The following is a 14,057-nucleotide window of genomic DNA, read 5'->3' on the forward strand; positions in this document are numbered from 1 at the left end:
CGGCAAGACCGTTCTCCTCGAGATCGATCTCCAGGGCGCGCGCCAGGTGCGGCGCGCCGAGCCGTCCGCGACGTTGATCTTCCTGCTTCCGCCCAGCTGGGATGAACTGGTGCACCGACTGGTCGGCCGGGGCACCGAAGACGCCGAAGAGCGGGCGCGGCGACTGCGCACGGCGAAGGTCGAACTGGCTGCTCAGAACGAGTTCGATCACCTCATCGTGAACGAGGACGTCGCCGCTGCGGCTCGCGAGGTCGTAGAATTGACCTCAGGCTCTGCGCGCTGACAAGTTTAGCGCGCCTATTGCACCGTCTTCGCGACGATCCCGTCGCCTGATCTGGAGGTCCCACCATGGCCGGACACCACACCAAGGGCATCATCGATCCCCCCATCGACAACCTGCTCGACCGCGTCGACTCCAAGTACGAGCTCGTGATCTACGCCGCGAAGCGCGCGCGTCAGATCAACGACTACTACTCCGACCTGCACGAGGGCAACCTGTTCGACAACGTCGGCCCGCTCGTCGACTCCTCGGTCGAGGACAAGCCGCTGACGATCGCCCTGCACGAGATCAACGAGGACAAGCTCCGCCTGCGTCACGCGGAGTGATATTCCGATCGCGCACGCCGCTCTGTCGGCGGCGCGGTCCAGAATGGGTGCTGCACCCCCTCTTCCCGTCCGTCCCCGTTCTGGAGCATCGATGAGCGCCCTGCGTCTGTTCACGTCCGAGTCCGTCACCGAAGGGCACCCGGACAAGATCTGCGACCAGATCTCGGACAGCATCCTCGACGGGCTCCTCGCCAAGGACCCGGGCTCCCGCGTGGCGGTCGAGACGCTCGTCACGACCGGCCTCGTCCATGTCGCCGGTGAGATCCGCACCGAGGCGTACGTCGACATCCCGACGATCGTGCGTCAGGTCGTGAACGGCATCGGCTACACATCGAGCGAGACCGGGTTCGACGGCGACTCCTGCGGTGTCAGCGTGTCGGTGGGCGAGCAGTCCTCCGACATCGCACACGGCGTCGACAGCGCCCAGGAGCACCGCGATGGCTCGTCGGTCGATCCGCTCGACGGCCTCGGCGCGGGTGACCAGGGCATCATGTTCGGCTTCGCGACGAACGAGACGCCGCAGCTCATGCCCATGGCCGCGTGGACGGCCCACCGCATCGCCGAGCGCCTCACAGAGGTGCGCCGCAGCGGTCTGCTGCCGTTCCTCCGCCCCGACGGCAAGACCCAGGTCACGCTCGGCTACGACGGCTTCACGCCGAAGACCGTCGACGCCGTGGTGCTCTCGACGCAGCACCACCCCGACATCTCGCAGGACGAGCTGAAGGCGCAGGTGCGCGAGCACGTCATCGACCCGATCCTCGCGACGACCGGCCTCGACCTCGGCGACGTCACGCACTACATCAACCCTGCCGGCCCGTTCGTCACGGGCGGACCGAAGGGCGACGCCGGCCTCACGGGTCGCAAGATCATCATCGACACCTACGGGGGAGCGGCTCGCCACGGCGGAGGCGCCTTCAGCGGCAAGGACCCGTCGAAGGTCGACCGCTCCGGGGCCTACGCCACGCGCTGGGTCGCGAAGAACGCCGTGGCTGCGGGGCTGGCCGACCGGCTCGAGGTTCAGGTCGCCTATGCGATCGGCGTCGCACGACCCGTCGGGCTCTACGTCGAGACGTTCGGCACGGGCAAGGTGACCGACGAAGTCATCATCAAGGCCATCGAAGAGGTCTTCGACCTGCGGCCGCAGGCGATCATCGAACAGCTCGATCTGCTGCGCCCCATCTACGCGCAGACGGCGGCGTACGGGCACTTCGGGCGCGAGCTGCCCGACTTCACGTGGGAGCGGACCGACCGCGTGGAAGAGCTTCGCCGCGCTGCCGGGCTCTGATGCGGACCCGGTCGTCATGACGGGCGAGAGCCGGCGCATCGCGCGCGTGCTCCTCGACTCACCGCTGCCGCAGCTCGACCGGCTGTTCGACTACGCGCTTCCGGCAGAGTTCGGCGATGTGCCGCTCGGGGTGCGCGTGCGCGTGCCGCTGCGCACAGCCGGTCGGGTCATCGACGGCTACATCGTCGACATCGACAGCGAGGACGACGCCGACCGGGCGCTCTCCGAGGTCGACAGCGTCGTGTCCGACGTGGCGGTGCTTCCGGAGCGGCTGCATCGTCTCGCCCGCCGGGTCGCGGACCGCGCCGCGGGGTCCGCCTCCGATGTGCTGCGTCTCGTCATCCCCAAGCGTCAGGTGCGGGTCGAGAAGGCATGGACCGCCGACAGCGCGGTGCCGGTGGTCGACGAGGATGCCGCCGCCCGGGCCGCGGAGATCGTCGACGCGTACGACGGTCTCGCCGCCGTGCTCGACGACAGCGGACGCGCCGCGGTCGAGGCCATCCCGCAGCTCCGCGACGGGGGAGAGGCATGGACGCTTCTCCTGGCGGCCGCAGCCGCGCGGATGCTGGCGTCGGGGAAGTCCTCGATCCTCATCGTCCCCGACCATCGCGACCTCGATCGTCTGCTGACCGCTCTCGACGGGCTCGTGCCCGGGGAGGCCGTCGTGCGCTACGACTCTCGGCAGACGAACCCCGATCGCTACCGCGGCTTCCTGCGCACGCTCGAAGAGGCGCCGTGCGTCGTCGTCGGCAACCGGTCCGCGGTCTACGCGCCGGTCCAGGCGGGGCTCGTCGCCATCTGGGACGATGGCGATCCGCTGCTCGGCGAACCGCTCGCCCCCTACGTGAACGCGCGGGATGCGGCGCTGCTCCGGCAGGAGCTCGAGCAGTCGGCTCTGCTGTTCGCGGGCCACACCCGCACCACCGACGTCGAGCGTCTCGTCGCGCACGGCTGGCTGGCGGATGTGCGCGCGGCGCGCCGCGTGCTTCCGAAGGTCGTGCTCAGCACCCCGCAGGAGATGGAGCAGCCGGCCGGGCAGCGGATGCCGTCCTCGGCGTTCCTCGCCGCACGCACCGCCGCCGCCGAAGGCCCGGTGCTGGTGCAGGTATCGCGTCCGGGATTCTCTCCGTCGCTCGTCTGCGCGGAGTGCCGTGCCCCGGCGCGCTGCCCGCACTGCGGAGGGCCGCTCGGCGCCCGTCACCGTGGAGCCGTCCCGGTGTGCGGATGGTGCGGTCGGAGCGCCCAGGCGTGGACGTGTCCCTTCTGTTCGTCGACGAAGCTCCGCCTCGCGTCGTCCGGGAGCGAGCGCACTGCGGATGAACTCGGCCGTGCGTTCCCCGGCATCCGCGTGATCGTCGCCGACGGAGCCCACCCCGTCGAACGCGTCGACGTCAAGCCCGCACTCGTCGTGGCCACACGCGGCGCCGAGCCGCTGGCCGTCGGGGGATACCGCGCCGTCGTGCTCCTCGACGGACCGCGGATGCTGCAAGCACCCGATCTGCGAATCGGGGAGGCCTGCCTGCGCTGGTGGTCGAACGCCGCGGCCCTCGCGTCCCCCGGAGCCCCGATCCACCTCGTCGGCGTGAGCGGTGCGGTGGGCATGGCCCTCGCGACGTGGAACCAGTCGGGATACGCGCGATCCGAGCTCGAGAGCAGGGCGCCGCTCCACATGCCGCCGACGACGCGCGTGGCCCTGGTCGAAGGATCGGCCGCCGCCGTGTCGCGGGCCCTCATCGCGCTGGGCGAGCTCGCCCTGCCCTCCGATGCCGTGCTCGGGCCGGTGCCCGTCGAGTCCGACGACCTGCCTCCGCGCGTGCGGGCACTCGTGCGGTTCGAGTACGGGGCGGGCAGTCGCGTCGCCACGGTGCTCCGCGCGGCCGTCGTCGCCGAGGCCGTGAGCGGACGTCGCGGCAAGGCCCGCAACACGAAGAGCACCCTCACGGTGCGCCTCGATATCCTCGATCCAGAGCTCTGACCCTTCCGGAGAACCTTCATGCGCCTCGTCTTCGCCGGCACACCCGCTGCTGCCGTGCCCACCCTGCAGCGTCTTGCGACCCTGCACGAGATCGTGGCGGTCGTCACGCGGCCGGATGCGCCTCTCGGCCGCAAGCGGCTGCTCACTCCCTCGCCGGTCGCCCGAGCCGCAGAAGAACTCGGTCTTCCGGTGATCCGGGCGGCACGCCTCGACGCCGACGCCACCGCGCAGATCACCGCGCTGGAGCCCGAGCTCGGCGTGATCGTCGCCTACGGCGGGCTGGTGCGGGAGCCGCTGCTCTCGGCGCCGGATGCCGGGTGGATCAACCTTCATTTCTCGCTGCTTCCCGCGTGGCGTGGTGCCGCCCCGGTGCAGCGCGCCCTCATCGCCGGAGATCGTGAGCTCGGGGCAAGCGTCTTCCAGCTCGTGCCCGAGCTCGACGCCGGTGACGTGTTCGCGATGCGCACGATCGCTGTCGCCCCGACCGCGACGGCCGACCAGGCGCTGGAGAACCTCGCTCACGACGGCGCCGAGCTGACCGCGGAGGTCGTGGCCGCGATCGCCGACGGCACCGCCCGCGCCGTACCCCAGCGGGGAGAGCCGACGCTCGCGCCCAAGCTGACACTCGACGACGGACTGCTCGACTGGTCGCAGACCGCCGAAGCGGTGTTCGCACGCTTCCGCGGCGTGACCCCCGAGCCCGGTGCGCACACCACCATCGACGGACAGCGGCTGAAGATCCTCGAGGCGGGGCCCGCAGAGGACGCAGATCCCCTGGAGCCCGGCGTGATCAGCAGCACGAGATCCGCGCTGCTGATCGGCACGGCATCCGCTCCGCTCGCGGTCACGCGCGTGCAACCGGCTGGGAAAGGCGCGATGAGCGCCGTCGACTGGTGGCGCGGCCAGCGCGACACGGAAGGGCTGCGTGCCGGATCATGAGTCCCTCCGAGCAAGGAAGATCGGCGCGTCGTCCCGCGAATCGGTCAGGGGGCGACGCCCGGTCGTCGAACCGCGGTGAGCGCTCCGGCGGGCGGGGCCCGAGCCGCACGGTGCAGCCGGCGCGACGCGTCGCCTACGACGTGCTCCGCGCCGTCTCGGACTCCGACGCCTACGCGAACCTGCTGCTGCCCGCCGCGATCGCCGAGGCCGGTCTCTCGCCCCAGGACGCCGGTCTGGCCACGGAGCTCACCTACGGCACCCTGCGCCGTCGCGGACTGTACGACGCGATCATCGCGGCGGCGGCCGATCGCGCCACCGACGAGATCGATCCCGCGGTCCTCGATGCGCTCCGCCTCGCCGTGCACCAGCTGCTGGCGACCCGCGTCGCCTCGCACGCCGCGGTCAACGAGTCGGTGAACCTCGTGGCGACGACCGTCGGACGGGGAGCATCGAGCTTCACGAACGCCGTGCTGCGTCGCATCGCCCGCGACACTCCGGGCGAATGGCAGGAGCGGATCGAGAGGGATGCGCGTTCGGACGACGAGCGGCTCGCCCTGCGATCGGCGCACCCCGTGTGGATCATCCGTGCTCTGCGTCGCGCTCTCGCGGCCGAGGGGCGTGTCGACGAGCTCGAGGCGCTGCTCGAGGCCGACAACGTCTCTCCCGAGGTGACGCTCGTGGCTCTGCCCGGGCTCGCGGAACCCGTCGAGCCCCGACGCCCCTACGCCGCCACGGCCTTCGCGTCACCCGGCGGCGATCCGCGTCGCCCTGTCGAGGCCTCGGGCGGCACGGTCCGCGTCCAGGACGAGGGGTCCCAGCTCGTCGCACTGGCGCTGGCTGAGGCCGCCCCCATCCGGCCGGGGGAGCGGTGGCTCGATCTGTGCGCCGGCCCCGGCGGAAAGACGGCGCTCCTCGCCGCGATCGCCCGCCAGCACGACGTGGTCCTCGAGGCCAACGAGGTCGTCCCGACACGGGCGCGCCTGGTGCGCAACGCCCTGCGCGCGGTCCCGGGCGAGGTGGTGGTCCACGAACAGGACGGTCGCGAGTTCGCCGCGACCAGGGCCGGAGAGTTCGACCGGATCCTCGTCGACGCGCCGTGCACCGGACTCGGCGCCCTGCGTCGCCGTCCCGAGGCGCGATGGCGGAAGTCGCCGGCCGATGTCGCCGAGCTCGTGCCGCTGCAGGTGGACCTGCTGACGGCCGCTCTGGACGCGCTCGCGCCGGGGGGCATCGTCGCCTACGTGACCTGCTCACCGCACCTCGCCGAGACGGTCGGCGTGGTGCAGGAGGTGCTCCGCGACCGGGCCGACGTCACGGAGCTCGACGCGCGCGCCGTCCTCACCGACGTCGCGCAGTCGCCGATCGACCTCGCCGAGGCCGGCCGGGCGGAATCGGGCAGCGCTCAGCTCTGGCCCCACCGGCACGGCACCGACGCCATGTTCCTCGCGCTGCTGCAGCGCACGGACGCCCCGAACACCTCAGCGAAGGAAGAGTAGGACCGTGGAACTCCCCAGCGCCCCGCGCATCAACCCCAGCATCCTGGCCGCCGATTTCGTGAACATGCAGGCGGATCTCGCCCGCATCGCCTCGGCGGACTTCGCGCACGTCGACGTGATGGACAACCACTTCGTGCCCAACCTCACGTTCGGGCCGCAGATGGTCGAGCGGATCCAGGCCACGAGCCCGATCCCGCTCGATGTGCATCTGATGATCACGGATCCCGACCGCTGGGCTCCGGGGTACGCGGAGTTGGGCGCCGCCAGCGTGACCTTCCACCTCGAGGCCGCGGCCGATCCGATCGCGCTCGCACGGCGTCTCCGCGACATCGGCTCCCGGGCAGGCATCGCCATCAAGCCCGACACCCCGGCGGAACCCCTGTTCTCGGTGCTCGAGGAGTTCGACCAGATCCTCGTCATGACCGTCGAGCCGGGATTCGGCGGCCAGGGCTTCATGCCCGAGACCATGCCGAAGCTGCGCGCCCTCCACGATGAGGCGCGTCGACGCGGTTCGCAGGTGTGGCTCCAGGTCGACGGCGGCATCTCCGACAGCACGATCGAGATGGCTGCGGCCGCCGGCGCCGACACCTTCGTCGCAGGATCCGCGGTCTACGGCGCCGATGACATCGAGGCGGCCGTCACTCGGCTCAGGGACCGCGCACGAGCCGGTAGCCTGGAAGGGTGAAGACTTTCGACGAGCTGTTCGCCGAGCTCAGCGTCAAGGCCGAGACCCGACCAGAGGGCTCCCGCACCATCGCGGAGCTCGACGGCGGCGTGCACACGATCGGAAAGAAGATCGTCGAAGAGGCCGCCGAGGTGTGGATGGCGTCGGAATACGAGTCCGACGAGGCCGCCGCCGAGGAGATCTCGCAGCTGCTCTACCACCTGCAGGTGATGATGCTCGCGAAGGGTCTCAGCCTGCAGGACGTCTACCGACATCTGTGATGCGCTCCGTTCCGATCCCCTCGAACTGAAAGCCATCCATGCTGCGCATCGCTGTTCCCAACAAGGGCTCGCTCTCCGAGACCGCCGCCGACATGCTCGCGGAGGCCGGGTACGCCGGACGCCGCGACCCGAAGACCCTGCATGTCGTCGACGCCGAGAACGACGTCGAGTTCTTCTTCCTCCGCCCGAAGGACATCGCGACCTACGTCGGGTCGGGGGCGATCGACGTCGGCATCACCGGACGTGACCTCCTCCTCGACGCCCGGATGCCGGGTGCACGCGAGATCGAGGCGCTCGGCTTCGCCGGTTCCACATTCCGCTTCGCCGCGCCCTCCGGCCGGTACACCGACGTCTCCGAGCTCGACGGTCTGCGCATCGCGACCTCGTATCCGGGCCTCGTCGACGCGTTCCTCGACGAGCGGGGCATCGCCGTCGACCTGGTGCCGCTCGACGGCGCCGTGGAGTCCGCCGTGCGGCTCGGTGTCGCGGATGCCGTCGCCGACGTGGTCGAGACCGGCACGACGCTCCGCCAGGCGGGGCTCGACGTGTTCGGCCCGGTGATCCTGGAGTCCGAGGCCGTGCTCATCGCCGGTCCGGTCGACGCCGACGGCTCCGAGACTCTGCTGCGCCGCCTGCGCGGTGTCATGGTCGCGCGCCGCTTCGTCATGATCGACTACGACCTTCCGGTCGCCCTGCTCGATGACGCCGTGAAGATCGCGGGCGGCGTCGAGTCGCCGACGGTCTCGCCGCTGCGCGACCCCGAGTGGGTGGCGGTGCGCGTCATGGTCGCCCGCACGCGGGTCAACCACGTGATGGACGAGCTGTACGCGCTCGGCGCACGCGCGATCCTCGTCACCGCAATCCACAACGCGAGGCTCTGATGACTCTCGCCAGCCGCGTGATCCCGTGTCTGGACGTCGCCGACGGACGCGTCGTCAAGGGCGTGAACTTCGAGAACCTCCGCGACATGGGCGACCCGGTCGAGCTCGCCCGGCACTATGCGGCGCAGGGTGCCGACGAGATCACCTTCCTCGACGTCACCGCGACGGTCGATGCCCGCGCCACGACCTATGACGTCGTGCAGCGCACGGCCGAGCAGGTCTTCGTGCCGCTGACCGTCGGCGGGGGAGTGCGCAGCGTCGATGACGTGGCGCGACTGCTCTCGGTCGGCGCCGACAAAGTCGGCGTGAACTCGGCGGCCATCGCGCGCCCCGAGCTGATCGGTGAGATCGCCGACCGCTTCGGCGCGCAGGTGCTGGTGCTCTCGCTCGACGTGAAGCGGGCGGATACGACGCCCTCCGGCTTCGTCGTCACCACGCACGGCGGACGCACCCAGACGACGCTCGACGCCCTCGACTGGGCCCGCGAGGCCACGGAACGCGGGGCGGGAGAGCTGCTCGTCAACTCGATCGACGCCGACGGCACCAAGGACGGCTTCGACCTCGAACTCGTGCGGCTCATGCGAGAGGTCGCCACCGTCCCGGTGATCGCCTCCGGTGGCGCCGGGAAGGCCTCCGACTTCGCACCCGCCATCAAGGCCGGTGCGGATGCCGTGCTCGCCGCGAGCGTCTTCCACACCGGCGCCCTCACCGTCGGCGACGTCAAAGACGCGCTGCGCGCGGAAGGAGTGCTGGTCCGATGAGTGTCGAGGAGCGCATCGCGCAGGTCGCCTTCAACGCGGACGGCCTCGCGCCGGTGATCGTGCAGCAGTGGGACACGCATGAGGTCCTGATGCTCGCCTGGGTGGATGCCGAGGCGCTGCGCCGCACCCTCACCACCGGTCGCGCGACGTACTGGTCCCGCTCCCGCCAGGAGTACTGGCGCAAGGGCGACACGTCGGGCAACATCCAGGTCGTGCACGAGGCGCGGCTCGACTGCGACGGCGACGCCATCCTGCTCGAGGTGGCGCAGACCGGCCCTGCGTGCCACACCGGCACCCGCACCTGCTTCGACGCGAACGACCTCGGGGCGACCGTGGGCTCGGGAGAGCTGTGAGCCTCGCTCAGCGCGGGCGTTCCCTCTCCGTCTCCGGTTTCCTCCTCGCGGGCGCGATCGGCATCATCTCGTCCACTCAGACCTGGTTGACGGTGGAGCGAGCGGATGCGGGCGAGGCGATCCTCGTTCCCGGCGCGTCCGCGCTCGTCCTGCTGGCGCCGCTGAGCCTGGCGGTGCTGGCGCTCGGCGCCGCCCTGTCGATCGCGGCGCGGGTCCTCCGGGTGGTCTTCGCCGTGCTCGCCGGAGCGGCATCCGTGCTGCTCGGCTGGTCGACGATCCAGATGCTCGCTTCTCCGATCGGGTCGGTCGGACCGGCGGTCACCGATGCCACGGGACTCGCGGGCGGAGATGCTCTCGGCGACGTCGTCGATGCGGTCGTGCCGACAGCGTGGCCGATCATCGCCCTGGTCGGGTGGGTCATCCTGCTCGCGGCATCCGTCTTCGTCCTGCTGACCTGGCGCGGCTGGAAGGCCGGCGGGCGTCGGTACCGCACCGACGCGTCCGAGACCGCCCGTCACGACGGACCCGTCGACGCGGTCGACTCGTGGGACGAGCTGTCCCGCGGAACCGATCCGACGCGGTGACCCCGATAGACTGAACACGCCCCGCACGTCGTCCCCCGGAGGAGAACATGACCAACCCGATCGCCGACCCCGGCCACGGACACTCGCCTGCGGCCTGGACCGCTGTGGTGATCATGCTCGTCGGCTTCACCGCCGCAACCGTCGCGTTCTGCTTCGAGCAGCCGACGCTCGTCTGGATCTCCGCGGCTCTCATCCCGATCGGCGCGATCGTGGGCTGGGCGCTGTCCAAGGCCGGTTACGGCGTGAAGGGCCCCAAGTACTCGCCGAAGGCGCACTAGTGGTCCTCGCCGACCTGACGGCCGGCGCTGTCGAAGACGCCGAGCGTCGCTCTCTGGCGCGCCCTCTCGCCGTCGTCGAACGTGAGGCCCTCGCGCGCCCGGCCGCGAAGGACGCGCTGTCGTTCCTGGCCCCCGCCGCACAGGTGAAGATCATCGCCGAGGTCAAGCGCGCGAGTCCGTCGCGAGGCGCCCTCGCCGACATCCCCGATCCCGCCCTCCAGGCCTCGCTGTACGAGACCGGGGGAGCCTCCGCGATCAGCGTCCTCACGGAGGAGCGCCGGTTCGGCGGCAGCCTCGCCGACCTCGAGGCGGTCACCGCCCGCGTCTCGCTGCCGGTGCTGCGCAAGGACTTCATCGCCACCCGCTACCAGGTGCTCGAAGCGCGCGCAGCGGGGGCCGACCTCGTGCTGCTGATCGTCGCCGGGCTCGAGCCCGCGGTGCTGCAGGATCTGTTCGGCTTCATCACCGAGCTCGGCATGACCCCTCTCGTCGAGACGCATTCCGCGGACGAGCTGGAGGCGGCGATCGATCTGGGTGCTCCGCTGATCGGCGTGAACGCACGCGATCTGAAGACCCTCGAGCTCGATCGCGACCTGTTCGGCCGCCTGGTCGAGCGGATCCCGGAGACCGCGGTGAAGATCGCCGAGTCCGCCGTGCTTACTCCCGCCGACGTCGTGCACTATCGCTCCGCGGGCGCGGACGTCGTCCTGATCGGCGAGGCGCTCGTGACCGGCGACCCCGTCGCCACCCTCAAGAGCTTCCTGGAGGCATCGTGAGCCTGCGTGACCAGCACGGACCGTACTTCGGCGAGTTCGGCGGACGGTACATGCCCGAGTCGCTCATCGCCGCGATCGACGAGCTGACCGTCGCCTACGAGGCGGCTGTGGCCGACCCGGAGTTCCGCGCCGAGCTGTCGGATCTGCTCCGGTCCTACGCAGGACGGCCGTCGATCATCACCGAGGTGCCGCGGTTCGCCGAGCATGCGGGTGGTGCGCGGGTGTTCCTCAAGCGCGAGGACCTCAACCACACCGGCTCGCACAAGATCAACAACGTGCTCGGCCAGGCGCTGCTCACGAAGCGGCTCGGCAAGACCCGCGTGATCGCCGAGACCGGCGCCGGTCAGCACGGAGTGGCCACGGCCACCGCCGCCGCGCTGTTCGGACTGGACTGCACGATCTACATGGGCGAGGTCGACACCGAGCGCCAGGCGCTCAACGTCGCCCGCATGCGCCTGCTCGGCGCCGAGGTCGTCGCGGTCACCTCCGGCTCGCGCACCCTCAAGGACGCGATCAACGATGCGTACCGCGACTGGGTGGCATCCGTCGAGACGACCAACTACATCTTCGGCACCGCGGCAGGACCCCACCCGTTCCCCGCGATGGTGCGCGACTTCCAGAAGATCATCGGCGAAGAGGCGCGCGCGCAGCTGCTCGATGAGGTCGGCCGCCTCCCCGACGCGGTCTTCGCCTGCGTCGGCGGCGGGTCGAACGCGATCGGCATGTTCGACGCGTTCCTCGATGACGAGAGCGTCAGGCTCTACGGCGTCGAAGCAGCCGGCGACGGCGTCGACACCGACCGCCACGCCGCATCGATCGAGCGCGGCCGCCCGGGTGTGCTGCACGGCTCGAAGACCTACGTGCTCCAGAACCAGGACGGGCAGACGATCGAGTCCCACTCGATCTCCGCCGGACTCGACTACCCGGGCGTCGGACCCGAGCACTCCTGGCTCGCCGACATCGGGCGCGCCGAATACATCCCGGCCACCGATGACGAGGCCATGCAGGCTCTGCGTCTGCTGAGCCGCACCGAGGGCATCATCCCGGCGATCGAGTCGGCGCACGCCCTCGCCGGAGCGCTGCGGATCGGCCGCGAGCTCGGCCCGGACGCCATCATCGCGATCTGCCTCTCCGGGCGCGGCGACAAGGACATGGACACGGCTGCCCGGTACTTCGAGCTCTACGACGAGGCGGCCCTCGCGCACGATGTCGCCGAGGAGACCGCCGAAGAGGAAGCAGCCTCGAAGGGGGAGCCCGAGCTATGAGCCGCGTCGAACAGGCGATCGCCGCCGCGCACGCCGACGGCCGCAGTGCGTTCGTCGGATATCTCCCCGTGGGATTCCCCGACCTCGAGACGAGCATCCAGGCCGCGATCGCCCTCGCCGAGAACGGCGTCGACATCATCGAGCTCGGACCGCCGTACAGCGACCCGGTGATGGACGGCGCGATCATCCAGGAGGCGACCACGAAGGCCCTGGCCGCGGGCTACACGACCGCCGATCTCTTCACGGCCCTGCGCGCGATCACAGCCGCCACCGATGTGCCGGTCCTCGTCATGACGTACTGGAACCCGGTGCTGCAGTACGGCGTCGACCGCTACGCCGACGATCTGCTCGCCGCCGGCGGTGCCGGGCTGATCACGCCCGACATCACGCCCGACGTCGCCCAGGAGTGGATCGCCGCGAGCGAGCGCACCGGTCTCGACCGCGTCTTCCTCGCCGCACCGACCTCCTCGGACGAGCGTCTCGGCCTGGTCATGAAGTCGTCCACCGGCTTCGTCTACACGGTGTCGACGATGGGCATCACGGGGGAGCGCACCGAGCTCGACCGCGCCGCCCGCACGCTCGTCGCCCGCCTCCGTGAGCAGGGCGCCACCCGCGCCTGCGTCGGCATCGGCATCTCCACGGCAGAGCAGGTCGCCGGCGTCTCGGAGTATGCCGACGGCGCGATCGTCGGCACCGCACTCGTCCGTGCACTCCGCGACGGTGGCATCCCCGCCCTCGCCGAAGTCACCCGAAACCTGGCCTCCGGCACGTCGTCGGCACGCCCCGATCACGAGAACTAGAATCGCACTCATGTCCCTCGCGCTCCACAGCACCTTCAACGGCGTGCTCGCCAGCATCCCGAGCCCTACCGTGTCGTACTTCGACCTGGGCCCGATCCGGATCCACTTCTACGCGCTGTGCATCATCGCCGGCATCATCGCCGCCGCGCTGATCACGAACCACCGCCTCACCAAGCGCGGGGCGGAGCCGTGGGTGGTGATCGACATCTCGATCCTGGCCGTGCCGATCGCGATCATCGGGGCACGCATCTTCCACGTGCTCACCCACCCGAACTTCTACTTCGGTGAGGGCAGGAACACCTGGAACCCGTTCGAACCGGGCTCCGTGTGGGCGATCTGGGAGGGTGGCATCGCCATCTTCGGCTCGCTCATCGGCGGCGCGATCGGCGCCTACCTGGGATGCCGGTGGACCGGCATCCGCTTCTGGACGTTCGCCGACGCGCTCGCACCGGGCCTCCTGCTCGCTCAGGCCATGGGCCGCTTCGGCAACTGGTTCAACAACGAGCTGTACGGCCTCCCCACCGACCTCCCGTGGGGTCTCGAGATCCCCTCGGACAACTCCGCATTCCCGCCCGGGCTGCCGGACGGAACGCTCTTCCACCCCACATTCCTCTACGAGGTCATCTGGAACGGCCTCGGCGTGCTCGTGCTGCTGTGGCTCGGCCGGAAGCTCTTCTTCCAGTGGGGACGCCTGTTCGCGATCTACCTGATCTGGTACAGCGCGGGACGCATCGTGTGGGAGTCGATCCGCATCGATCCGAGCGAGATCATCCTCGGTCTGCGCAGCAACGTGTGGGCCGCGATCTTCGGCGTCATCGTCGGACTGGCGATCCTCATCGTGCAGACGCGCCGTCACCCCGGTCTCGAGCCCTCGCCCTACAAGCCGGGCCGCGGACGGACCGACGAAGGCGCTGATGTAGAATCCAAAGACAATCCCTCTGACTTCGTGGATCTGAGCGAGCCTCCGGCCGAAGAAGTCACCGCAGGAGCCAGCGCCACAAGCGTCGCTCCCACGGACGCGGACGGCTCTCGATAGCCTCCAGAAGTTCCGTGAGGAATCCCACGCATCCACCCGGCCAATGACGTCCCCGGGTCACCTGAAGATCTGAGGAC

The 14,057-nt window shown here is 70.3% G+C and carries 16 protein-coding genes and 1 pseudogene; all 17 read left to right on the plus strand.

The annotated features are described in order from the left end of the window. Positions 1 to 283 (plus strand): annotated as a pseudogene (locus DW306_RS11710) (guanylate kinase); the annotation flags it as partial. 65 nt (positions 284 to 348) lie between these two features. Further along, positions 349 to 606 carry a DNA-directed RNA polymerase subunit omega gene (gene rpoZ, locus DW306_RS11715; RefSeq protein WP_116634940.1) on the plus strand — a complete coding sequence of 86 codons (258 nt, stop codon included), beginning with the start codon at positions 349 to 351 and terminating at the stop codon, positions 604 to 606. A gap of 91 nt (positions 607 to 697) precedes the next feature. Further along, positions 698 to 1,891: a methionine adenosyltransferase gene (gene metK / locus DW306_RS11720; protein ID WP_136055772.1), complete on the plus strand. Its 1,194-nt coding sequence runs from the start codon at positions 698 to 700 to the stop codon at positions 1,889 to 1,891. Positions 1,892 to 1,907: 16 nt separating this feature from the next. Further along, a complete protein-coding gene (locus DW306_RS11725) occupies positions 1,908 to 3,866 on the plus strand; it encodes a primosomal protein N' (protein ID WP_136055773.1) in 1,959 nt (652 codons plus the stop codon). 18 nt (positions 3,867 to 3,884) lie between these two features. Then, a complete protein-coding gene (gene fmt, locus DW306_RS11730; protein ID WP_136055774.1) occupies positions 3,885 to 4,805 on the plus strand; it encodes a methionyl-tRNA formyltransferase in 921 nt (306 codons plus the stop codon). Beyond that, positions 4,802 to 6,301, plus strand: coding sequence for a transcription antitermination factor NusB (locus DW306_RS11735; RefSeq protein WP_136055775.1), 1,500 nt, complete (start codon positions 4,802 to 4,804; stop codon positions 6,299 to 6,301). Before fmt ends, DW306_RS11735 begins: the two co-directional genes overlap by 4 nt. Before the next feature lie 4 nt (positions 6,302 to 6,305). Continuing rightward, positions 6,306 to 6,986 carry a ribulose-phosphate 3-epimerase gene (gene rpe, locus DW306_RS11740; RefSeq protein WP_136055776.1) on the plus strand — a complete coding sequence of 227 codons (681 nt, stop codon included), beginning with the start codon at positions 6,306 to 6,308 and terminating at the stop codon, positions 6,984 to 6,986. Next, on the plus strand, positions 6,983 to 7,246 hold the full coding sequence (locus DW306_RS11745; RefSeq protein ID WP_136055777.1) for a phosphoribosyl-ATP diphosphatase: 264 nt from the start codon (positions 6,983 to 6,985) through the stop codon (positions 7,244 to 7,246). Before rpe ends, DW306_RS11745 begins: the two co-directional genes overlap by 4 nt. A 38-nt stretch (positions 7,247 to 7,284) precedes the next feature. Then, positions 7,285 to 8,127 carry an ATP phosphoribosyltransferase gene (gene hisG, locus DW306_RS11750; RefSeq protein ID WP_136055778.1) on the plus strand — a complete coding sequence of 281 codons (843 nt, stop codon included), beginning with the start codon at positions 7,285 to 7,287 and terminating at the stop codon, positions 8,125 to 8,127. Then, on the plus strand, positions 8,127 to 8,888 hold the full coding sequence (gene hisF / locus DW306_RS11755) for an imidazole glycerol phosphate synthase subunit HisF (RefSeq protein WP_136055779.1): 762 nt from the start codon (positions 8,127 to 8,129) through the stop codon (positions 8,886 to 8,888). Before hisG ends, hisF begins: the two co-directional genes overlap by 1 nt. Continuing rightward, positions 8,885 to 9,241: a phosphoribosyl-AMP cyclohydrolase gene (hisI, locus tag DW306_RS11760; protein ID WP_136055780.1), complete on the plus strand. Its 357-nt coding sequence runs from the start codon at positions 8,885 to 8,887 to the stop codon at positions 9,239 to 9,241. Before hisF ends, hisI begins: the two co-directional genes overlap by 4 nt. Next, positions 9,238 to 9,825, plus strand: a complete 588-nt coding sequence (locus DW306_RS11765; RefSeq protein WP_136055781.1) for a Trp biosynthesis-associated membrane protein — start codon at positions 9,238 to 9,240, stop codon at positions 9,823 to 9,825. Before hisI ends, DW306_RS11765 begins: the two co-directional genes overlap by 4 nt. A gap of 47 nt (positions 9,826 to 9,872) precedes the next feature. Further along, complete coding sequence (locus DW306_RS11770) at positions 9,873 to 10,103, plus strand: HGxxPAAW family protein (protein ID WP_136055782.1); 231 nt, start codon at positions 9,873 to 9,875, stop codon at positions 10,101 to 10,103. Further along, positions 10,103 to 10,879, plus strand: a complete 777-nt coding sequence (gene trpC, locus DW306_RS11775; RefSeq protein WP_136055783.1) for an indole-3-glycerol phosphate synthase TrpC — start codon at positions 10,103 to 10,105, stop codon at positions 10,877 to 10,879. Before DW306_RS11770 ends, trpC begins: the two co-directional genes overlap by 1 nt. After that, positions 10,876 to 12,144: a tryptophan synthase subunit beta gene (gene trpB, locus DW306_RS11780; protein WP_136055784.1), complete on the plus strand. Its 1,269-nt coding sequence runs from the start codon at positions 10,876 to 10,878 to the stop codon at positions 12,142 to 12,144. Before trpC ends, trpB begins: the two co-directional genes overlap by 4 nt. Continuing rightward, the gene (gene trpA, locus DW306_RS11785; RefSeq protein ID WP_136055785.1) at positions 12,141 to 12,944 is read left to right on the plus strand and encodes a tryptophan synthase subunit alpha; all 804 of its coding nucleotides are present in this window, start codon (positions 12,141 to 12,143) and stop codon (positions 12,942 to 12,944) included. The genes trpB and trpA overlap by 4 nt, the downstream gene beginning before the upstream one ends. A gap of 10 nt (positions 12,945 to 12,954) precedes the next feature. After that, a complete protein-coding gene (gene lgt, locus DW306_RS11790; RefSeq protein ID WP_136055786.1) occupies positions 12,955 to 13,980 on the plus strand; it encodes a prolipoprotein diacylglyceryl transferase in 1,026 nt (341 codons plus the stop codon). The last annotated feature ends 77 nt before the right edge of the window (positions 13,981 to 14,057 follow it).

The sequence above is a fragment of the Microbacterium sp. K24 genome (assembly GCF_004794465.1).
Classification (GTDB): Bacteria; Actinomycetota; Actinomycetes; order Actinomycetales; family Microbacteriaceae; genus Microbacterium.

What these genes read in the sequence shown, in the direction of transcription:
- rpoZ (WP_116634940.1), top strand. Translation starts at nt 349, where the DNA reads ATGGCCGGACACCACACCAAGGGCATCATCGATCCCCCCATCGACAAC.
- metK (WP_136055772.1), top strand. Translation starts at nt 698, where the DNA reads ATGAGCGCCCTGCGTCTGTTCACGTCCGAGTCCGTCACCGAAGGGCAC.
- DW306_RS11725 (WP_136055773.1), top strand. Translation starts at nt 1,908, where the DNA reads ATGACGGGCGAGAGCCGGCGCATCGCGCGCGTGCTCCTCGACTCACCG.
- fmt (WP_136055774.1), top strand. Translation starts at nt 3,885, where the DNA reads ATGCGCCTCGTCTTCGCCGGCACACCCGCTGCTGCCGTGCCCACCCTG.
- DW306_RS11735 (WP_136055775.1), top strand. Translation starts at nt 4,802, where the DNA reads ATGAGTCCCTCCGAGCAAGGAAGATCGGCGCGTCGTCCCGCGAATCGG.
- hisG (WP_136055778.1), top strand. Translation starts at nt 7,285, where the DNA reads ATGCTGCGCATCGCTGTTCCCAACAAGGGCTCGCTCTCCGAGACCGCC.
- hisF (WP_136055779.1), top strand. Translation starts at nt 8,127, where the DNA reads ATGACTCTCGCCAGCCGCGTGATCCCGTGTCTGGACGTCGCCGACGGA.
- hisI (WP_136055780.1), top strand. Translation starts at nt 8,885, where the DNA reads ATGAGTGTCGAGGAGCGCATCGCGCAGGTCGCCTTCAACGCGGACGGC.
- DW306_RS11770 (WP_136055782.1), top strand. Translation starts at nt 9,873, where the DNA reads ATGACCAACCCGATCGCCGACCCCGGCCACGGACACTCGCCTGCGGCC.
- trpA (WP_136055785.1), top strand. Translation starts at nt 12,141, where the DNA reads ATGAGCCGCGTCGAACAGGCGATCGCCGCCGCGCACGCCGACGGCCGC.
- lgt (WP_136055786.1), top strand. Translation starts at nt 12,955, where the DNA reads ATGTCCCTCGCGCTCCACAGCACCTTCAACGGCGTGCTCGCCAGCATC.